Here is a 20,758-nt window from a genome sequence, read left to right as displayed (position 1 = left end):
AGAAGCAAGGCACAATATGCGAGGTTTGCATACCCCGCCGCACTCAGTGATATATTCAGTTTAACCTCAATGAGGCATTTACCTGAAACCTGAATATTGTCGCGCCTCTCCTCCAATAATTACTCGCTGGACAACTAATCGGCTAACACATTTGAAGAACAATCATGCAGCTTAAGAAAAATCCTCAACTCGATGCACTCGATAAAAAAGTGGAATCTTCAGAAAAAAAGATTCTCCCTGACAAAAAACGTAAATCATGGGTAGGAACTTTTCTGAAAATCACTTTTATTTATTTTCCTCTGGGAAGCATAATACTTGGTGCGATCGCCCTCCCTTATTTTCTCAACAGTAGTTGTGGTGACGGGACGGGGAAGCGAGAAGCTAAACAATATGTTGGCTCAATGAACCGTGCTCAACAAGCTTATTTTGCCGAAAAAGGTGTCTTTGCTACTTCTGTTGATGCTTTAGGACTTGGCATTAAATCTCAAACAACCCACTACAATTATTCAGTAATTGCTGGTAAAAAAGCTGCATTTAGTTATGGCGTATCCCGCACGTTACAAAAGGATACCAAGAGCTTTGTCGGAGCTGTTTTTTTAGTACCTACTCCTCTTGCCAAGGCTAAGAAAGCTGCCGATACAAGTACGAGGCTAACTATATTATGTATCGCCAAATCTGATAGTCCAACTCCACCCGCTAAGCCAAGAAATATTAACGGTAAATTAGCTTGCGGTGATGGGACAGTAGAAGTGAGTAAGTAAATCGCGACCAAAATTATGCCAGAAATTGTCAAAGGCTTCATCGTCTTAGCTTGCATCTTCATTCCCCTCGAAAGAATCTTTTCTTTGCACAAGCAAAAGATATTCCGTCTCGGATGGGCAACCGATGCCACATATTTTTTTACAGGTCACTTTATTGGCAGATCAGGCGCTATTGTTGTGACTGTAATTTTGTCGCTGATAACTAATTTACTCAACCCGGAATTGCAAAGCAAAGTAGCCTCTCAACCTGTGTGGTTGCAGTTGGCAGAAGCAGTTATCGTTTCAGATATGGCATATTATATCGCTCACAGACTACTGCATGAAGTACCTTGGCTTTGGCAATTTCATGCAGTCCATCACAGCATTGAACACATGGATTGGTTAGCAGCCGTGCGGGTGCATCCCTGCGAGCAACTCTTTACTCAGGTTTGCAAAATTATGCCTCTTTACTGGTTGGGATTTACTAAGGAGAGTTTGGTAGTTTATGCTCTTTATTCTGCGGCGATCGCTTTCTTAATTCATTCTAATATTAAATTAAAATTTGGCATTCTAAAATGGTTCGTAGCCACCCCACAATTTCATCACTGGCATCACAGTAAAATTCCCCAAATCCACAATAAAAACTTTGCTGTTCAGTTGCCACTGTTAGATTTGCTATTTGGCACTATCTATATGCCAGCGAAAAAAATGCCTCATAAATATGGAATCTCTGATTCTATACCTGCTGGATATGTCGGACAAATGTTCTATCCATTTTCAAGGATGATAAAAAATGCTAGATAAAAATGCAAAACCAGGTATTCATGGTTATTTGCGGATTTGGCTGGTAATTATGGGTTTTGGCTTGACGAGTGTTGTTTCTCTGGGTGCAGTTGCCCTATTTCATCACATGGATATCCTAACTTTTATCGCCAGTTTAAATACGAAACAAGTAACTGTTGCCCAATTGCAGCAGGGTAAGTTGAAACCAGTGATTTTGATCGATGTGCGATCGCCCGAAGAATACGCGGAAGATCGCATCGGTGAAAGTCCGCTTGTTCCCATAATTGATATTGAGATGGGGTTCGGTGTCAAGCAGATTCAATCCATTGTAAAAGCTAGGGTTAAATCCGATCAACCTCAGCCGATAATTGTACTTTATTGTGCCAGAGGAGGGCGATCGGTTAAAGCATACAAACAGTTGGAAAAAGTCGCTCGGCATTCCCAAGAATCGGCGGGAAATGAGACTAATAAGATTAAGGATATTAGCCTGAATGTTGTTGTCCTTTCAGGAGGTATCAAAGCGTGGCGGCAAGCAGTGCCGGCTCCAAAAGATGCCCAGATATTAGCTCCAATTACTTTGGGGAGTTTGATAAAGTCTCCGTCAGTCACCCTGCTTTCGGAATGAATCGGGGCAGTTGTGACCAAATTGATTTCTATAAAATCTCTATCAATGGAAGGGTGTAGGCGGCTGACAGATTCGCTATCTTGAAAGTAATTAGCCAGAATCCTCAGCAATCTGCAACGGTTGGCTGTTTGGGCAGGCAGCACAATAATCAAAGTCATAATTAAGTTGATTCCATGCAAAACACGGCAGATTTACTCCCCAAAATAGACTCGCCGAGTCTTCCCAAAAAGCAACCCGCACCCCCAAATTACGAAGCAGCCGATCGGCAATTTGTCAATTTGCTAGAAGTCGAGGATTTAGACAAGACGGTGGCGGCAAAACCGTTGCTTGTCAGCGATTTTGAAAGCGCGATCGCCTATGCACTTCAAGCAGCTTACCAACAGGAACCGGGCGATGAGGCCGCTCACCGCTTCTTGCAGCGCATACTTTACCGCATCAACCGCCTCAACTTGTTTTGGTACGACGATTTGCGCCGCTACAATAACGAACGATCGCACTATTTGCGTTCTGTGCGCGATCGCATTGAGGAACCTTGGCAGCAGTGGGAAATCGCGCAAATCGACGTTGCAGCGCTGCAAAAATTGCCGGATGTTAAGCAAGCGCTGCGCGATCGCGCCGCCGCCGATGTCGATCCTCCGCTAACTGAGCTTGATCGCTACCAGCGGGAACAGATGACTGAAGAGGGATACAAACACCTGCTGGCGATCGCCTCTTTCGACGGTTTAGTGGAAGCCAGCCGCCTTTCTCGCATCCTCGGCGGTGCAGGCAACGAAATTCAGTGCACCCTTACGCGAGTGCTGATCGAAGAATATGGCGGCGGTCGCCTCCCCCGCAAGCACTCGACCTTTTTTGCTCAAATGCTGGCCGAATTCGACATGAGTACAGAACCAGAAGCGTACTTCGATTTAGTGCCTTGGCAAGTGCTCGCAAGCATTAATCACAACTTCCTGCTTACCGAACGCAAGCGCCATTTTCTGCGCTACAACGGCGGATTAACTTATTTTGAGGTGGCGGGGCCCGTCGCTTACCGCAATTATCTAGCCGCCGCCCAGCGTCTGGGCCTCTCGCAGGCTGCAATGGGTTATTGGGAACTGCACATCAAAGAAGATGAGCGTCACGGCCGCTGGATGTTGGATGAAGTGGCGATCCCGCTGGTTGACAGATACCCGCAGGAGGCGTGGGAACTGGTGTTGGGGTACGATCAGGAGAAGTCGATCGGCGATCGGGCTGCTGCTGCTGTAGTGCGATCGATCCAAGCCACAGAGCACAATTAACAGCTATATCCTAGGGTGTATCAAAGACTGATGCACCCTACCAGGAATTAGCTTAAAATGCTGTCATTAACTGAATTAGCTCGATCGACCAATCTCTTTGCGACTTTTGGTGCTTCTTAAACAAAACTCCAGCCAGCAGATAGATATTTTCCGAATAAAAAGCCATTCCCTGTTCTCTGAGAGTGGCGATCGCGCTTTTCACCTTGGGTTCCGAACTATAATAGCCAAAAGTTAAAGGTGCAATTTCAAAATTTGCAACCGAGTAGCCTCTATCCAAGGCATAATCGATCAAACCCACAGGATTAGAATAGCTAGAAACCATCAGCAAAACTTCATCGCTGCCCAAAGATAAAAGTTTCTTAGCAATTGTACAACCATCACTCCCGCCGTGCAACAGCGGCTGGTAGATTTTATCATCCACCGCAGGCAAGTAAGGCGGATTTGAGATTACACAATCCGCCGACTCGTATAAAGGCGAATCAAAAAAAGAGCAATTGTTGACGGTGTATTTTTCGCTCAGTTGATATTCCTTAATTTGAGACTGAGCAATTTTCCAAGCTACATTATTTAGCTCAAATCCCTGTATTTCCCCATCAAAATCGCTTCTCAGCAAAGACTTAATAACTGGACTTCCCTCTCCTGAACCAAACTCTACGATAAGTCGAGAATTGTCACTAGCATTTAACACTAAACTTTCCAAGCAGTGCGCGTAAAAATCCGATTCTTCCGGGCAGTGGAATACCTGTTTCAGAGGATGGGATGAAGTGAGCATAAATTCTGTAACAAAGTTGACTATTTTCAAAGTATCGAATAATTAATATTCCAGCCATCTGTCGCAAGAGCTATTTATCAAGTTGTGCAATCTCTCTCTTCCTGTTTTATCTGATGCGATAAAATAACTATTACTACCGACAGATTATCAAATTCACTAGATTAATCCGATTGACAGATTGCAATTAGAGCGATTGCTGATGAGATATTACCTAAGCAACTAATTGTAAATTTTAATAGTGTCAGATATGACCTTTTTTAATTATTCAGTTCCGCCTCTGCGCCGGAAACAGCTTAACATCGAGGTTCAGGATTTAGAAGGGCTTTGGCAGGTTCAGTTCCCCCTTGGCAAAGATCGATTTTATTCACAATTTTATACTTGTCTCGATCGAACTTGCTTGCTGTGGAGCTTGCTGTTAATACCCATCTTCGGCACAGCACAATTTTTTTCTGTGAGTTGGATGCTGCAAGCCAGTTTGTGGTCAGCGCTCAGCCTTGTAGGTACAGCAGCAATGGTAAGCATGACATACTCTTGGGTCAAAATAGAACGCCTGATTTGGGTGCTTTACGGTTGGGTAATACTAATGTTATTAGGATTGCTGCTGACCGATTTAGCCATTTTTTGTAGTTGGGGAAAACTGTTGGCGCATCTCTGTACCCTATGGTTGGGAATGAGCGGAATAGGGTATTTACTGACTGGATTGGCAGTGCGATCACGCGCGCTTTTAGCGGCAAGTTTATTTCACCTGTTGGGGATTTTGATTTTGCCTTACACGGGCGGTTGGTCTTTCCTATTTACGGGAGTCGTAATGGTATTTAGCTTGCTGGTTTTAGCCGAATTGCAATGGGATATGCGCGAGCCTATTAACAGGCTGCATTAACTTCTTTACCACCGCGATTCCAACACCTATCAACGTAAAGCATTAATCACAAGTGATGACTAAATTGTTAATGACTGATCATCTCATGCCCCCTAGCATAACGTCACTGAAGTTGGTTGGTAGTGAGGACTCTTGGTTCTCATCAAAAGTTGAGGAATGAAGCCCTCACTACACAACGGATAGGGGTTATGTTAGCGGACACGATATTACTAATTGCTGATAACTAATTGCCACCAGACTGTACAGATTTGCGGGTTTGGTTAGTATCGTCGCCCTTGTGATGCCACGTGCCACCTTCGCCTTGAACATATTCAGATTTTACACTGTTCCAAGCAACGCTAGTAGCACCATCGGCGCTCATTCCATCTTCACTGGCGCTCTTAAAAGCCGCCTGAAAAATTTGTTTCGCTCCTTGGGGGAGTTCTTGTGCTTCTGAAGGTATGGTATCAAATTGTTGTTCTGGCATAATGACCTCTAATTATTAAACACAAATTAAATGTTATATACTAGAAGCCACTACTTTCCTCTCTCTAAAAGCAAGTTTAAGATTGCATTTTTATCAGTCCGAAGACAGATGTAATATTAAAGTTTTTGTAAAAAGAAATACAACTTGATTGCCGTTCCTGGTTCAGCCGGATTTGGCTAATTTCCCTCCTCCAACAGCCCTTAATCTGACTTCGGCTTTTTCACCTGCGAACTTAGAAAATACGTCAGCGCAGCAATTACTAAAGCGATACCCGCTCCCAGGGGAAGGATGTTCGTCCCGCCGTTCCACCTAACTACTTCAGAGAGAAACAATACACTCAACACTACTACAATCACGCTGGTGAGTTTGCTTTTCAGGTCATCGATGGTGTGAATTTCCAGCCAGTGTGGTACTTTGATGCGCTCGTCTATAAACAGCTCGTAAAGTCCGAGTGCAGTAATGTAAAATACTGTGGCGAGGAGAAACAAATCTACAACTTCGATGCTAGACAGAATCAGTTGTTTGGAGTTTTCGCTGGAAACCGGTACTGTAGCTGTGTGGCCGATGGTAATGAGGGTTTCCAGGGCACCGTAGATCAAAAGCGTCACAGACGTTGCAAAAGAACCGAATACAGCGATTAACATTAGATAGCGACTTCTGGCAAGAACTCGATGCAGCATAGTTGGTGTCCGTTTGGAAAATGTGTTATGGAACAAGCGCTCTCTGGCATACCTTTGGTTTTACTATATCAGGGTTTAGCCGATCGCCCTCACAAGCAATTCTGACGACTTCGCCGCCGCTGGTTAATTTAATCTCGCGCGGGCCGGATTCGGATAGCCCTCAGTTCGCCTTCGTGTTAGATGCCACTCAAATCCCAGTCAAAAGCCTTGCTGTTGCGGGGTTGCAGGTGTTATGGCGACTCAGAGCGAGCGATCGGGCTTTTTGAGATATTTTAGTTTCCTGGGAAAGTTTGAACGGTATGCTACCAGGGGCGAAATTGCCAGCAGCAAGTTAAGGAAAAATAGCCCTCAAAAAAATTTTAAACTAACTCATCTGGCGGAGTGCTAAGGCAAAACTGACGGTGACAAAATCAAGAATTTCTGGCTTAAAGCACCTGCTGCCAGGGAAAATTTATAGGAAGAAGCGGCCGCGTCTCTGAGAAACCCGGTTGATTCGTAGATGTCTCGTTACTCAACCCAAAATTTTTCATATCAGCCCGGTTTCTATCCCGCGTACACAAATTTTGATTGAGCTAGTCGGCCGCTCAATCAAATTTCATCCACCACCTGAAATAAAAAGCTATTTTTTCAAATATTCCTAAAGATGAATGGCGAACTTTAAGCATAAGTAATAGCTTATAAACTGTTAACGCGGCGGTGTAATTAATCAGGGAAAAATCATCAAGGGAACGGGACTAAATTTGCTCTCTTGCCTTCATTATTCCGCAGCAAAGGTTGAAAAATTGCACGTTACGCTGTCAATTTGACCCTCCGGTTTTGGCATCACAACCGATCGCAGCACTCTATGCAAAAGCAAGCATTACCATGAAATCTTCTAAATTGTTGAAAGTTGTTTTAGCAAGCGCTTGTACTTTAGGTTTATCAACGGTTTCCTTAGCAGTGCCTGCTTCTGCCCAGTCAGGCGGTGCTGGAAGCGGTGCAGGCACAACTGGTACAGGCACCGGCACTACTGGTACGACAGACGGCACTACTGGCACCGGCACAACCGGTACAACAGGCACGGGTACAACCGGCACAACCGGTACAACAGGCACGGGTACAACCGGCACAACCGGTACAACAGGCACGGGTACAACCGATACAACCGGCACTGGTACAACAGGCACGGGTACAACCGATACAACCGGCACGGGTACAACAGGCACTGGTACAACCGATACAACCGGCACTGGTACAACAGGCACTGGTACAACCGATACAACAGGCACTGGTACAACCGGCACGGGTACAACCGGCACCGGTACAACGGGTACGGGTACAGCCGGCACTGGCACAACCGATACAACCGGCACGGGTACAACAGGCACTGGTACAACCGATACAACAGGCACGGGTACAACCGGCACGGGTACAACCGGCACCGGTACAACGGGTACGGGTACAACCGATACAACCGGCACTGGTACAACCGATACGACGGGTACGGGTACAACCGGTACTGGTACAACGGGTACAACCGGCACGGGTACAACGGGTATTGGTACAACAGGCACGGGTATTGGTACGACAGGCACGGGTACAACGGGTACAACAGGCACGGGTACAACGGGTACAACGGGTACGACAGACGGTACAACCGGTACGACAGACGGTACAACCGGTACGACAGACGGTACGACATCGACGCCGGCTGATACTAATTCTGGAGTTTTGAGTGCTCGGCGCGATAGCCCCAACAATTTCGGCTGGCTGGGTGCCTTGGGCGCGTTTGGTTTGATCAACTTGTTTAGGAAAGGTAGTACACCCTCCCATCGGTAGTTTCGGGCGATTCCCTACGGGGTAGCTTTGCTTCACATACTTTTGAAAACAACTTAGAGGCTTAGAAATTCATGACTTCACTCAATCGCAAAAGTTTGTTCCACAAATTGGTAACAGTTGCCGGAATTGCCGGCGTTAGTTCCTTGATAGCTGTGCCGGGATTTGCAGAATTAAACCGCCACACTCACGGCTTAAACCAGTCGGGCGATCGGGTTTTTGAGCTTGCTGATAACCTAGCCGACGATGAGACTCTTCCTACCTCTCCAAACCTCCCCCCCAACAACACTCCCAGCCGTTCTCCCAACACTCCAACAGGTGGCGAAACTTCGCCTAATTCTCTCAGCAGCCAAGACAGAAACTTTGTCATGCAAGCAGGTCAAATTGGTATGCTGGAAGTGGAACTCGGCAGATTGGCAGTGCAGCGCGGTTCTAGTGCTGGTGTGAAACAATACGGGCAAGAAATGGTTGAGGAACACACTCGGGCAAATCAAGAACTGATGCAGTTAGTAATGCAAAAGCAGGTTGAATTGCCAACCGAGATGAGTACCCAGAACACAGCTTTGATGGAGCGACTTTCGGGACTCTCCGGTAGAAGTTTTGACACTGCTTACAAGCAGGCTATGATCGAGAGCCACAATCAGGCTATTGCTCTGTTTCAGGCTCAATCTCAACAGGGACAAGATCCAGAGTTGAAGGCTTGGGCCACCCAGAAGTTGCCGAACCTTCAGGCGCACCTGCAAATGGTTAACCAAATGTTGGCAGATACCAACCAGCCATAATATGAAGTAGAGTCCGATCGCCTAAAACGCGATCGGACTTTACCTCTTGTGCTCCGAGAGGGAACAGCAATAAATTCTTTTAAACGCTATAATTTTTGAGAACAATGGAAGATTTTTTCCGCAACTTGTTGGGCAGCAATATTACAGCGACGTGGCTGTTCTTAATCGTAGGGTTTTGCTGGCTTGCTTACATACCCGGTCGCCTGAACAATTAAAAATTATTCCTTAAAACTTCAAAATTAAGTAGGTAGGCAAATAAACCTCACTGTTGAACAGACTAAGTTATAGCGTGCCTCAGAGCCTCAGATTTTCTACGATATTTCATGCCATATCTCTGGGGCACCCTACAATTTACTCTAAATTAATCATTTTTTAACAGACAGGCGTTCGATCGCCCGATCGCGGAAACAAGCAAGTGCGATCGGGCGATTTATTCAAACAACACAAAATTAATTAGTCCTCAGTGTCCACAAAAACACTCACAGCCGCCACAGCGATTAGCATTTCATCATTTTTATCATTCAGAGAGGCGATCGCCCTTCCTGGCACAATCATGCCTCCTTGCTCCACAATCAGAGTTTTGCTGCCAAAAGGCAGCACCGCCAACACCTCCTGTTCCCGCACTTGTTCCGGGTAAGGAACAGCCACCTTAACCTCAACAATCATCTGATTGGGGTCAGTCAAACCCGCCACTTCCCAAACGCCCAGCAAAGCATTGTGGGCGATCGCATTTCGTACAGCCCTTGCACAGGCTACAGTCGGTTCCTGCCCGTGCTGATCTATACCCATCCCCATTTCAATGATGAAACATTTACGTGCCATAGTTGCCCCTTGGTTGATTTTTGTTTGTAGTCGTTAGCGAAGCCCTCGAAGAGGATCGCACTTTTTCCCAAAACAATTATCAACCCAAATGACCGAATTTTATATTATTTTATCGCTCCATCAAATAACACAATAATCATCTCATTTAATAAAAAAGATAACTTTAGACCACCTCCAAACTTATATCAAATCAGTCATTGTAAATCTAAAATCTAAAATCTAAAATCTAAAATGGTATAACTTATGGTAATATTATCCAATTCAGCTTTCCTAGCGGACTGCAAAACTCATCGCCAGCTTGAATCATGGATAGTTTTCTGCCAATTGCCTACTTTCAAAACCAATTTCTCCCATTTACCGACGCCAAAATTTCCATAGCAACCCACGCACTGCACTACGGAACCGGAGTTTTAGGCGGGTTGCGGGGAATTCCCGACCCCCAAAATGCCGATCGAATATTGCTATTTAGATTAGACCGTCACTGTCAAAGATTAAGTCAAAGTGCCAGCTTCCTTCACTGCGATTTACCCGCCAGCAAAATCCAACAAATAATTATTGATTTTGTCCAGAAAAACCAACCAACAAAATCATTTTATATCCGCCCTTTTATCTACACATCCAGTTTAGGAATTGCCCCCAGACTGCACAACGTAGACACAGACTTTTTTGTCTACGGATTAGAACTTTCAGACTATTTGCCCAAAGAAGGAGTCAACTGTAGAATTAGCTCTTGGTACCGCCAAGAAGACCGCAGTTTGCCCTTAAGAGGTAAAATTAGCGGCGCCTACATCACCTCAGCTTTAGCCAAAACCGAAGCAGTAGAATCCGGCTTCGACGAAGCAATTATGATGAACAGTCAGGGAAAAGTCAGCGAAGCTTCAGGAATGAACATATTTGTCGCCAGAAACGGTAAATTAGTGACTCCCGGTTTCGAGCAAGATATTCTCGAAGGAATTACCAGAGACAGCGTAATCACAATCGCCAGAGACTTAGGAATTGAAGTCATAGAAAGACCAGTTGATAGATCAGAACTGTTGATTGCAGACGAGATTTTCCTCTGCGGAACCGCAGCCAAAATTACGCCAATTAAGCGAGTAGAAAACTATCACTTGCCCACAAACCGACCCATCACCGAAAAGATTTTGGACAAACTAACCGGGATTATCGAAAATCGCGACGACAATTACAAAGAATGGGTATTTCCGATTAATCTTAATTAACCGAAAATACCTGTACTCGTAGAAGTGAGTTCACTCGTTAGCAGGCTCTGCCTGGTCAAGCAGATTAGGAGGCTCTGCCTCCACATTTCATGACAGCAATTCGAGGCAGAGCCTCTGGATATCAGTTCCCAGGCAGAGCCTAAGAACCAGTTGTTGTGGATCAGGCATATTGCCTGCTTCCTGCTAGGAACTACCCGCACAAAACAGCCGCGTGATGCCGAATGTGATCCTCCATAAAACTAGCTATAAAATAATAGCTATGATCGTAACCTTCCTGCATCCTTAAAGTTAGTGGCTGTCCCGCTTTTGCACAAGCCTCCGCGAACACTTCCGGCAACAACTGCCCATCAGCAAGATACGAATCAGCCGTGCCGCAGTCAATCAGAATCGGACGGTTGTATCGCGCTGCAACTACCAATTCGCTAGCATCCCAAGCCCTCCAAATCTCTTTGTCGTTGTCGAGGTAGTTTGCAAAAGCTTTTTCTCCCCAAGGGCAGCGCATTGGCGCGGCAATAGGCGCAAAAGCGGAAACTGAAAGATAGCGAGATCCATTTTTCAAAGCGCAAATTAACGCCCCGTGTCCGCCCATCGAATGACCGAAAATTCCCTGTTTTTCCGGTATCGCTGGAAAATTTTCGGCGATTAAATTCGGTAATTCATCAACCACATAACTGTACATTCGATAGTGAGCATTCCAAGGTGCGGCTGTCGCATCAACATAAAAACCCGCACCACTTCCTAAATCCCAATCGTCATCTTCCCCAGAAATGCCAGTATTGCGCGGGCTAGTGTCGGGCGCAACCAGCATTAACCCATATTTTGCCGCAAATTGCTGCGCCCCCGCTTTTGCCATAAAGTTTTCTTCTGTGCAGGTTAAACCTGATAGAAAATACAAAACTGGTACGGGTTGAGATAAAGCTTGCGGGGGCTGGTAAATAGCGAATTTCATCTCGCTGTTGCAGGTTGAGGATTGATGGCTGTAAAATCCGAGTTTGCCACCGAAACTTTTCTGTTCTTTGTGCAGTTTTAGGGGTTCTGATATCATATTAATTCTATTCCATTTGTGAATGAGATTTTTTTATTAACCGCAGAGGGCGCAGAGAACGCAGAGGCAGAGAGAAAAGAGAAGTTATGTATAGGGTGCAGCCCTGTACCTTACGGCTATAGATAGCGCGTAAAACCACTTTTCCCGTAAGTTTTGTCTTCCTTCTTCCCTCTTCCCTCTTCCTTCAAAAACTCAAAATGTCAACACTGTGCGAATTACTTCGCCTTTGTGCATCAAATCAAAAGCTTCATTGATTTTGTCGATGGGCATTACCTGAGTTACCAGACTGTCAATATCAATTTTACCGTCCATATACCAATCAACAATCTTAGGAACATCAGTTCTGCCTTTGGCCCCGCCAAAAGCCGTCCCTTTCCAAACCCGGCCAGTTACTAGCTGAAACGGGCGGGTGCTAATTTCTTGACCGGCTCCCGCTACCCCGACAATTACGCTCACGCCCCAACCTTTGTGGCAGCATTCTAAAGCTTGGCGCATCACATTAATGTTGCCGATACATTCAAAACTGTAATCAGCTCCGCCTTTGGTTAAATCTACCAAATAAGGCACTAAATCGCCTTCCACTTCGCGGGGATTGACAAAGTGAGTCATGCCGAATTTTTCCGCCATCTCTCGCTTGTCGGGATTCAAGTCTACGCCGACAATCATGTTAGCTCCCACCATGCGAGCCGCTTGAATTACATTCAAACCCACGCCGCCCAAACCAAAAACTACCACATTAGAACCAGGCTCTACTTTCGCAGTATTGATGACAGCACCGATGCCAGTTGTGACGCCACAGCCGATTAAACAAACTTTATCAAAAGGAGCATCTTCGCGAATTTTTGCTACTGCAATTTCCGGCAATACTGTATAATTAGCGAAGGTAGAAGTTCCCATGTAATGGTAAAGTTTCTGCCCGTCTATGGAAAACCTGCTCGTGCCGTCGGGCATCACTCCCTGGCCTTGAGTCACGCGAATTGCTTGACAGAGATTCGTTTTGCGGCTCAAACAATATTCGCAGTTGCGGCATTCAGGAATGTAGAGAGGAATTACCCGATCGCCCACTTTGACACTCGTTACTCCCGGCCCAACTTCTGCGACAATCCCGGCTCCCTCGTGGCCTAAGATAGCAGGAAACAAGCCTTCAGGATCGGCACCGGAAAGAGTGTAAGCATCAGTGTGACAAACACCCGTGGCTTTAATTTCCACCAGCACCTCTCCAGCCCTCGGCCCATCCAGATCAACCGTTTCAATACTCAAAGGTTTGCCGGCACTGCGAGCAACTGCTGCTTTTACTTTCATGCTTTCTCCTGCGATCAATTTGTCAATTCACCAGTCAATATGTATTGTATTACTTAAGGTCAAACTTGGAGCAAATCTATGACAAAATTAATTGTAATTACCGGAAGCAGTCGCGGTCTAGGTCTTGCCATGACCGAAAAGTTTATTGAATTGGGACATACAGTTGTGGGCTGCGCCCGTTCTTCCGAAGCGGTGGAAAAACTCCAACAAAAATATAGTGCGCCCCACCATTTTACTTGTGTGGATGTCACCAACGACGAGCAAGTAAAAGCTTGGGCAACAGAATTTATGGCAAAAAATGAGCCGCCAGATTTGCTAATTAATAATGCAGGTATAGCTAATCATCTCGCCCCTCTTTGGAATATCAGCAACGAAGAATTTTCCCAGGTAATTGATGTTAATATTAAAGGTACAGCTAATGTAATTCGCCACTTTGTGCCGGCAATGATTGCTCAAAAAAGCGGCATAATTGTCAACTTTAGTTCGGGTTGGGGAAGGTCAACTTCGCCGGAAGTTGCGCCCTATTGCGCTTCCAAGTGGGCAATAGAAGGACTTACGCGATCGCTCGCTCAAGAATTGCCCGCAGGTTTGGCAGCAGTTCCTTTGAATCCGGGGATAATTCACACAGATATGCTGGACATTTGTTTCGGAGAAGATGCCGCAAATTACCCGTCAGTTAAAGCATGGGTGCAAAAAGCAGTTCCTTTCTTACTAAAATTAAAAGCTTCCGATAACGGAATGCCGCTGACTGTTCCTGGATAATACAGCAACCCTCGCAGGATTTGCGAACATCTCTCTTTTCTTCTCTTCTGCGCTCTCTGCGGTTCATTAAAAAATTCAAAAATGAAATAAAATTGCTATATTCTCAAATTATATCAAATCCGTTAGCATCGGAATAGTAAATTCGAGTTCACTGTTCACTGTTCAGTGTCAACAGTCAACAGTCAACAGTCAACATCATTCCGGTGTAACCGGAAATGATATCACAACTCTTTCCCCAAATAGCCACTGTGAACTTGCCGCTAACCTCCCCCTCGCAAACCGAAACTCGCAAAGCAGACCACCTGCGGATTTGCCTCGAAGAAGACGTACAATTTCGCGAAACTACCAGCGGCCTCGAACGCTACCGTTTTGAACACTGCTGTTTGCCAGAACTCGATCGCACCCAAATCGATTTAACCTCCACATTTCTCGGCAAAAAACTAGCCGTTCCCCTGCTAATTTCCTCGATGACCGGTGGCACAGAATTAGCCCAGACCATCAATTATCGCCTCGCCGATGTCGCTCAAGAATACAAACTGGCAATGGGAGTCGGTTCCCAGCGAATCATCGTAGAAAATCCTCAACTAGCTCCTACATTTGCCGTCCGTCGCCGCGCTCCAGATATTCTACTATTCGCCAATATCGGAGCAGTTCAATTAAACTACAATTACGGTTTGGAACAGTGCCAAAAAATTGTTGATATTTTAGAAGCCGATGCTCTAATTTTGCACCTAAATCCGCTGCAAGAGTGCGTCCAAACCGAAGGCGATACTAACTTTAAAGGACTGCTAGATAAAATAGCCAAATTGTGCGCTAAATTACCAGTACCAGTTATTGCTAAAGAAGTCGGCAACGGTATTTCAGGAAAGATGGCAAAGAAATTGCTCGCTGCGGGGGTAGGTGCGATCGACATTGCCGGGGCCGGAGGCACTTCTTGGGCGAAAATAGAAGGAGAGCGAGCTAAAGATGGCAAGCAGCGCAGGTTAGGCGCAACCTTTGCCGACTGGGGAATACCGACAGCCGAGTGCATTGTCAGCACCCGCGCCGTAGCGCCGGATGTTCCCCTGATTGCCTCTGGAGGCTTGCAAAACGGGTTGGATGCAGCGAAGGCTATCGCCCTTGGCGCGGATATTGCGGGACTGGCGCGGCCGTTTCTACAAGCTGCAGCGGAATCGGAATCAGCCGCAGCCCTCCTTGCTGAGGTATTAATTGCAGAAATCGCCACCGTGATGTTCTGTACAGGCTGCGGTAATTTGGATGAGCTACAACAATCTGGGGTTTTGGAAAGGTTAAGATAAAAGTGAGTCAGCAGTCAAAAGTCATTAGTCAGCAGTCATTAGTCAGAAGTCATTAGTCATTAGTCAACAGTCAACAGTCATTAGCTAATAACTAACGACAGCGAATAATTGCTAAATCCTACTTGCAGGAATGACCAATAATATCGTTTCCGGTGGCATCGGAATAATATTTTGCCGAGTGCAGTGGTAAGGTCTCGCTCGCGTGCGAGGACGCTTTCACGCTCGGTATCATTCCGCTCTAACCGGATGTGATATAACTAATGACTAATGACTAATGACTAATGACTATTGACTATTGACTATTGACTAATGACTATTGACTATTGACTAATGACTAATTACCAATTACACATTACCTAATGAAAGATTTCCTAAAATATACCTGTGCAAGTTTACTGGGAACCTTCCTAGGATTGTTGCTGCTGGGCAGCATAGGATTGGGGGGACTGGTACTACTAATTGCTATGGCTGCATCGTCGTCTAAAGATTCAGGCCCGCAAGTTAAAGATAAGTCTGTATTGGTATTAGACCTTTCTTTAAATATCACTGACAGCAAACCGATCCGCAGCACAGGCGCAGCGATTCAAGATGTGCTTTCGGACGATTCCGGCGATGCTGTGACGCTGCGGACTGTTTTAGATACGATCGAATATGCGAAAAAAGACCCGAAAATCGTTGGCATTTATCTCGAAGGCAGCTCGGATTCGAGCAGCAGCGGGTTTGCCAATCTCAAAGAAGTTCGATCGGCATTGCAGCGTTTCCGAGATGCCAAAAAACCTATTTTTGCTTACCAGATGGACTGGAATGAGCGAGATTATTACCTCGGTTCCGTTGCTAATACAATTGCAGTCAATCCTTACGGCGCTTTGGAAATCAACGGTTTTAGCAGTCAGGCAATGTTTTTCACCGGTGCTTTGGAAAAATACGGCGTGGGAGTGCAAGTGACTCGCGTCGGCAAATACAAGTCAGCCGTTGAGCCGTTTTTACTCACAAAAATGAGTCCCGAAAATCGCCAGCAAACTCAAAAGTTGCTCGGAGATATGTGGGGAGAATACCTGCAAACTGTCGCTCCGAGCCGCAAAGTGACTGTTCCGCAACTGCAAGCGCTTGCAGATAATGGCGGAACTTTGATGGCTGACGAAGCTCTCAAAAACAAGTTAGTTGATAAAGTTGTATACTTTGACGAAATATCGACCGAACTCAAAAAACTCACAGGAACCGATCGCGAAAACAAATCTTTCAAGCAAATTAGTTTGAAAAACTACGCGAAAGTTGCTGAGAATAAAAATTCAACTCACGCTGACAAGAAAAACCAAATTGCTATACTTTACGCTGAAGGAGAGATTGTAGACGGCGAAGGGGGCCCGACTCAAGTAGGAGGCGATCGCATCGCTCAAGAAATGCGGAAAATTCGAGAAGATGACGACGTAAAAGCCGTAGTTTTGCGCGTCAACAGTCCCGGAGGCAGTGCGACGGCGGCCGAAGTCATTGGGCGCGAAGTTATGCTGACGGGCAAAAAGAAACCAGTGATCGTTTCGATGGGAAATTTAGCAGCTTCCGGCGGCTATTGGATTTCGATGGGTTCCAGCCGCATTTTTGCCGAACCAAATACGATAACCGGTTCGATCGGCGTTTTTGGAATGCTGTTCAACGCCGAAAAGTTGGCTGCTAACAACGGCCTGACTTGGGACGTGGTGAAAACCGCCCGCTTTGCGGATACTAACACGGTTTCCCGTCCGAAAAATCCTCAAGAATTGGCGAATATTCAGAGGGTAGTCGATCGCATTTACGATCGATTTATTACTAAAGTCGCCAACTCCCGCAAACTGCCGAAAAACAAGGTACAAGAAATTGCTCAAGGCAGGGTGTGGTCTGGTACGGCTGCGAAACAGTTGGGTTTAGTCGATGAAATTGGCGGGCTTGAAGATGCTGTCAGAGAGGCTGCTAAGCAAGCTAAACTCGGCGACGATTGGAAGGTGGAAGAATATCCCAAACGCCGCAGTTTGGAGGAGCGAATTTTGGAAAGAATTTCAGGCGTTCACGTTTTGAAACCCGCCGCCAAACTTGACCCGCTAACGGCCGAATTTAAGAAAATGCAAGATGAATTGGCTGTTATCAAGTCGATGAACGACCCGCAGGGGGTTTATGTTCGCTTGCCTTTCAATTTGCGGATTGATTAATTGATACCAAATCCGGGATTTTTACCCATTTATTCTTCAGTCCCACTTGACTCTGACAAATGTTTTGCTCTTGAACTGTTGCCAGCGCTGAGTCTAATAGGGGTTTTTAACCCGGATTTGGTAAAAGTAGGCTGACCAAGAATTTCTTGATGGTACCCGCCACGTGATTTATCCGTGGAATCAATCCAAAATCTCAAATCGAAAATCCTCAAGCCCCCGCATTTACCCGTGGGGTCGCCTCTAAAATCTAAAATCTAAAATCTAAAATCGATTGACGCATCCTACCAACAACTGAAAAGCCCGGTTTCTGGAAGAAACCGGGTTTATGAATACCCTAAAAGTCGATCGACTGGGAATTGGCAATATTTGTTATGCAGCACGCTGAGTTAACAATCCCCAGATGAATAGTAGAACGATCGCACCTACGACTGCAAAAGCTATGCTGGGTAGAGTCAATGCTCCGAAGGATGCTCCCCCGCTCGTCCCCAGCAAGACTTGGCCTAGATAACCTCCCACTAACGCGCCCAAAATTCCTAAACCTGTTGTTGCCAGAAAACCGCCGCCTTGAGATCCCGGATAAATGGCTTTGGCTAGCGCACCGGCAATCAGTCCTAAAACGATCCAAGCAATAATTCCCATTTCTCTTTCTCCTGAATACTTAAACTTTTCTTGTGCCTTGTCTTATGTTCTTAGAATAACAACCCCTATCCCGCTCTTACCTCTACCGCAGGGATGAACCGAAAGTGGTAGGATTTCTCATGAATCGTCGGAGTTTGAGGCTTTTTAATATCTCAAAAGAGTTAACCCACTTTTTCGAGGGAAGAAAGGTACTTATGCTCAAAGCAAAAAGGAAATAGGAGAATTTTTTCTGGGACTTTTTGTGTTTTACTGGTAAAAAATTACAATAATTTTGTGAAATGAGGAAAGTTTGCGCCCGATGGATCTGACTCTGTGCATGATTGTGAAGAATGAAGAGGCAACACTGTCGCGGACTTTGGACAGCGTTAAGGGTGTTGTTGACGAAATGGTGGTGGTGGATACGGGTTCGGGCGATCGCACTCGTGAAATTGCCCGAGAATCCGGGGCGAGGGTTTATGACTTTGAATGGTGCGACGACTTCGCAGCGCCGCGCAATGAGTGTCTGAAGCACGCCCAGGGCGACTGGATTTTGGTGTTGGATGCCGATGAGGTGTTGGTACCGGAGATTCTCCCTCAAATAAAGCAGGCAATTGCGAGCGATCGGCTGCTGCTAATCAATCTCATCCGCCAAGAAATCGGTGCCTCTCAATCTCCCTATTCCCTAGTGTCGCGCTTGTTTCGCAATCGCCTCGATATCCGCTTTTCTCGCCCTTACCACGCAATGGTAGACGACAGCGTGGCTGAGATTTTGCAGAGGGAACCAAATTGGAAAATAGCTTCTCTCCCCGATGTGGCGATTTGGCACTCTGGTTATCAAAAAGATGCGATCGCCGCAAAAAGTAAATTCCAAAAAGCTCAAGCAGCAATGGAACGCTATATAGCTTATTATCCAAACGATGCTTATGCTTGTAGCAAATTAGGCGCTTTGTATGTAGAAAGCGGGCAAATCGGGCGGGGAATTAATTTATTAACCAAAGGCTTGACTGCGGAGGCAATTAATGATTCTATTCTTTACGAACTAAACTATCATTTGGGAATTGCATATCGCCAGCAGCAGCAATTTGTAAAAGCAAAAGAACACTATCAAGCGGCAATTAATACCAATGTGTTCCCGCCACTCAAGTTGGGTGCTTACAATAACTTGGGCAATTTGCTCAAAGATGAAGGAGATTTGAAATCTGCTGAAAAAGCTTACAAAGCAGCTTTAAAAATTGACCCTAATTTTGGAGTAGGTCACTACAATTTAGGATTGACGCTGAAGGCAGCCGGAAATTTAGCAGATGCGATCGCCTATTACCGACAAGCGATAAAAATCGATCCCGAACACGCGGAAGCTCATCAAAACTTGGCAGTAGCCTTGCTCAAAATTGGCAAAATGCCAGAAAGTTTAGCAGAATTTAAAAGAGCGATCGCCCTTCACGAACAGCGCCGCCCTTTTGAAGCAGAACGCCTGCGCCGGGGACTGCAAGAAATGGGTTTGATCTAAACTTGTTACCAAGTAATTTGTAGGGGCAATCCCCCCGTGGTTGCCCCTCGAACCGGACGGGGTAAGCACGGGGGCATTACCCCTACTGTAAAAATTAACAGCAAAATCAAGCAATTATCTCTACTTTGCCGCTATCCAAATCGTAGCGGCCCCCAACAACTTTAAGCTTGCCGGCTTTGATTGCTTCAGCTAAAATAGGCGACGAGGATTGTAACTTATTTACATTCATTTTCACATTAGCTCTGACTGCGTTATCCCACGCATTGCCTGTTTGACCTTTGGTCGAATCTACTGCGGGTTTAATCGCCGCCACCAAAGTGCTAATGTGACCCGGCACAGCTTTACCATCTAAAGCTGCTTTGACAGCACCGCAGCGTTCGTGACCCAGAATTACTAATAGTGGCACGCCTAATTCTAAGGCCGCATATTCTATATTTCCGAGAACCACATCGTCGAGAAAATTGCCAGCTACTCGGATATCAAATAAGTCCCCTAATCCTTGGTCGAAGATAATTTCGGGAGCAACGCGCGAATCAGAACAAGCCAGGATGGTTGCAAACGGGTGTTGACCCTTTGCTACTTCTACAACTCGCGATCGAGCTTGGTCGGGAAATGTCCGTTTTTGCTCAATGTAGCGTTGATTCCCCTCCATCAATTTCTTAAGAGCACTGCTAGGAGTAATGTCAGTAGGAGTAATGTCAGAGATTGCCTCTGCCTTTGCTGCTTCGGCTTGTAAAAACGCAGGTGCCAAGCTTGCCGCCAGCATCCCTGCACCAGCCCTCAGCATTAAATTCCGTCGCGAAATCATACCTGTTCTTTCGCTTTCAGTCATCAGAAAAATGGGTAGAAACCCCGTCCTTTTAGGACGGCTTTACATTTTTGATTTACTACCGCCTTGGGACTGGTTGGCTCGGTGTGCTTTTGTGTTGCACTTTCAACGGGACAATTACCGCCTCAAACTTCCCAGCCCTGTACGCATAGTGTTTTGCTCTTTTCGAGCCTCCCTTGCGGGGTAATGTTAGCTTCGACAATGTTTTGAGAGCTTGTTAGGCTGAAAGCACTGTTCCAGTGACCTTAGAACTGTTTAACCTTCAGCGACAGAGCAAGGAACTAGCTACGCATTCTCCCGGTGTCGTGACTCTCAAAACGTAGGCAATTAAGCCTTAGTCTGGTCAGTACGGCTTTCG

Annotated in this window: 21 protein-coding genes; 13 read left to right on the top strand and 8 right to left on the bottom strand. The window is 45.9% G+C overall.

Annotated elements, in window-relative coordinates; all coding sequences use genetic code 11:
• The first annotated feature begins 164 nt into the window (after positions 1–164).
• From QUA36_RS01905 to QUA36_RS01890, 4 genes are all read left to right on the top strand, one after another.
• Positions 165–761, top strand: coding sequence for a type IV pilin-like G/H family protein (locus QUA36_RS01905; RefSeq protein WP_333455214.1), 597 nt, complete (start codon positions 165–167; stop codon positions 759–761).
• 15 nt (positions 762–776) lie between these two features.
• The gene (locus QUA36_RS01900; RefSeq protein WP_333455212.1) at positions 777–1,544 is read left to right on the top strand and encodes a sterol desaturase family protein; all 768 of its coding nucleotides are present in this window, start codon (positions 777–779) and stop codon (positions 1,542–1,544) included.
• A complete protein-coding gene (locus QUA36_RS01895) occupies positions 1,534–2,148 on the top strand; it encodes a rhodanese-like domain-containing protein (protein WP_333455210.1) in 615 nt (204 codons plus the stop codon). Before QUA36_RS01900 ends, QUA36_RS01895 begins: the two co-directional genes overlap by 11 nt.
• Before the next feature lie 173 nt (positions 2,149–2,321).
• Positions 2,322–3,422, top strand: coding sequence for an iron-containing redox enzyme family protein (locus QUA36_RS01890; RefSeq protein WP_333455208.1), 1,101 nt, complete (start codon positions 2,322–2,324; stop codon positions 3,420–3,422).
• Positions 3,423–3,474: 52 nt separating this feature from the next.
• Here the strand turns inward: QUA36_RS01890 and QUA36_RS01885 are convergent, their stop codons facing one another.
• On the bottom strand, positions 3,475–4,194 hold the full coding sequence (locus QUA36_RS01885) for an SAM-dependent methyltransferase (protein WP_333455206.1): 720 nt from the start codon (positions 4,192–4,194) through the stop codon (positions 3,475–3,477).
• Between the two features lie 247 nt (positions 4,195–4,441).
• Between QUA36_RS01885 and QUA36_RS01880 the strand changes: the two genes are divergently transcribed.
• A complete protein-coding gene (locus QUA36_RS01880) occupies positions 4,442–5,074 on the top strand; it encodes a hypothetical protein (RefSeq protein WP_333455348.1) in 633 nt (210 codons plus the stop codon).
• A gap of 223 nt (positions 5,075–5,297) precedes the next feature.
• Here the strand turns inward: QUA36_RS01880 and QUA36_RS01875 are convergent, their stop codons facing one another.
• Complete coding sequence (locus QUA36_RS01875; protein WP_333159306.1) at positions 5,298–5,540, bottom strand: ChaB family protein; 243 nt, start codon at positions 5,538–5,540, stop codon at positions 5,298–5,300.
• A 200-nt stretch (positions 5,541–5,740) separates the two neighbouring features.
• Entirely contained in the window at positions 5,741–6,220 is a 480-nt protein-coding gene (locus QUA36_RS01870) for a YqhA family protein (RefSeq protein ID WP_333159308.1), read from the bottom strand.
• A 20-nt stretch (positions 6,221–6,240) separates the two neighbouring features.
• On the opposite strand from QUA36_RS01870, the gene QUA36_RS01865 reads away from it, so the two are divergent.
• The 3 genes from QUA36_RS01865 to QUA36_RS01855 all read left to right on the top strand — a co-directional run bounded on the left by QUA36_RS01865 (position 6,241) and on the right by QUA36_RS01855 (position 8,817).
• Entirely contained in the window at positions 6,241–6,486 is a 246-nt protein-coding gene (locus tag QUA36_RS01865; protein ID WP_333159310.1) for a hypothetical protein, read from the top strand.
• A gap of 550 nt (positions 6,487–7,036) precedes the next feature.
• Positions 7,037–8,038: a hypothetical protein gene (locus QUA36_RS01860; RefSeq protein WP_333455203.1), complete on the top strand. Its 1,002-nt coding sequence runs from the start codon at positions 7,037–7,039 to the stop codon at positions 8,036–8,038.
• A 71-nt stretch (positions 8,039–8,109) separates the two neighbouring features.
• A complete protein-coding gene (locus tag QUA36_RS01855; RefSeq protein WP_333168721.1) occupies positions 8,110–8,817 on the top strand; it encodes a DUF4142 domain-containing protein in 708 nt (235 codons plus the stop codon).
• Positions 8,818–9,270: 453 nt separating this feature from the next.
• On the opposite strand, the gene QUA36_RS01850 is transcribed toward QUA36_RS01855, so the two are convergent.
• Complete coding sequence (locus QUA36_RS01850) at positions 9,271–9,639, bottom strand: Lin0512 family protein (protein WP_333168719.1); 369 nt, start codon at positions 9,637–9,639, stop codon at positions 9,271–9,273.
• A gap of 305 nt (positions 9,640–9,944) precedes the next feature.
• Here QUA36_RS01850 and QUA36_RS01845 point away from each other — a divergent pair, with 305 nt between their 5' ends.
• Positions 9,945–10,859: a branched-chain amino acid transaminase gene (locus tag QUA36_RS01845; protein WP_333455201.1), complete on the top strand. Its 915-nt coding sequence runs from the start codon at positions 9,945–9,947 to the stop codon at positions 10,857–10,859.
• Between the two features lie 190 nt (positions 10,860–11,049).
• Here the strand turns inward: QUA36_RS01845 and fghA are convergent, their stop codons facing one another.
• Positions 11,050–11,904: an S-formylglutathione hydrolase gene (fghA, locus tag QUA36_RS01840; protein ID WP_333455199.1), complete on the bottom strand. Its 855-nt coding sequence runs from the start codon at positions 11,902–11,904 to the stop codon at positions 11,050–11,052.
• Positions 11,905–12,096: 192 nt separating this feature from the next.
• Positions 12,097–13,206 (bottom strand): S-(hydroxymethyl)glutathione dehydrogenase/class III alcohol dehydrogenase, encoded by a 1,110-nt coding sequence (locus QUA36_RS01835; protein ID WP_333279867.1) that lies wholly within the window; start codon positions 13,204–13,206, stop codon positions 12,097–12,099.
• A gap of 78 nt (positions 13,207–13,284) precedes the next feature.
• Here QUA36_RS01835 and QUA36_RS01830 point away from each other — a divergent pair, with 78 nt between their 5' ends.
• From QUA36_RS01830 to sppA, 3 genes are all read left to right on the top strand, one after another.
• Positions 13,285–13,968 (top strand): SDR family oxidoreductase, encoded by a 684-nt coding sequence (locus tag QUA36_RS01830; protein WP_333455197.1) that lies wholly within the window; start codon positions 13,285–13,287, stop codon positions 13,966–13,968.
• A 215-nt stretch (positions 13,969–14,183) separates the two neighbouring features.
• Positions 14,184–15,266 carry a type 2 isopentenyl-diphosphate Delta-isomerase gene (gene fni, locus QUA36_RS01825; RefSeq protein WP_333455195.1) on the top strand — a complete coding sequence of 361 codons (1,083 nt, stop codon included), beginning with the start codon at positions 14,184–14,186 and terminating at the stop codon, positions 15,264–15,266.
• 359 nt (positions 15,267–15,625) lie between these two features.
• Positions 15,626–17,446: a signal peptide peptidase SppA gene (sppA, locus tag QUA36_RS01820; protein ID WP_333455193.1), complete on the top strand. Its 1,821-nt coding sequence runs from the start codon at positions 15,626–15,628 to the stop codon at positions 17,444–17,446.
• A 369-nt stretch (positions 17,447–17,815) separates the two neighbouring features.
• Here the strand turns inward: sppA and QUA36_RS01815 are convergent, their stop codons facing one another.
• A complete protein-coding gene (locus QUA36_RS01815) occupies positions 17,816–18,085 on the bottom strand; it encodes a GlsB/YeaQ/YmgE family stress response membrane protein (RefSeq protein WP_333164259.1) in 270 nt (89 codons plus the stop codon).
• A 298-nt stretch (positions 18,086–18,383) separates the two neighbouring features.
• On the opposite strand from QUA36_RS01815, the gene QUA36_RS01810 reads away from it, so the two are divergent.
• Complete coding sequence (locus QUA36_RS01810; RefSeq protein ID WP_333455190.1) at positions 18,384–19,571, top strand: tetratricopeptide repeat protein; 1,188 nt, start codon at positions 18,384–18,386, stop codon at positions 19,569–19,571.
• Positions 19,572–19,677: 106 nt separating this feature from the next.
• Here the strand turns inward: QUA36_RS01810 and QUA36_RS01805 are convergent, their stop codons facing one another.
• The gene (locus tag QUA36_RS01805) at positions 19,678–20,403 is read right to left on the bottom strand and encodes a carbonic anhydrase (RefSeq protein WP_333164264.1); all 726 of its coding nucleotides are present in this window, start codon (positions 20,401–20,403) and stop codon (positions 19,678–19,680) included.
• Positions 20,404–20,758: the final 355 nt, after the last annotated feature.

It is taken from the genome of Microcoleus sp. Pol10D4 (assembly GCF_036701555.1).
Lineage (GTDB): Bacteria > Cyanobacteriota > Cyanobacteriia > Cyanobacteriales > Microcoleaceae > Microcoleus.
This window is presented reverse-complemented; position numbering and strand designations above follow the sequence as displayed.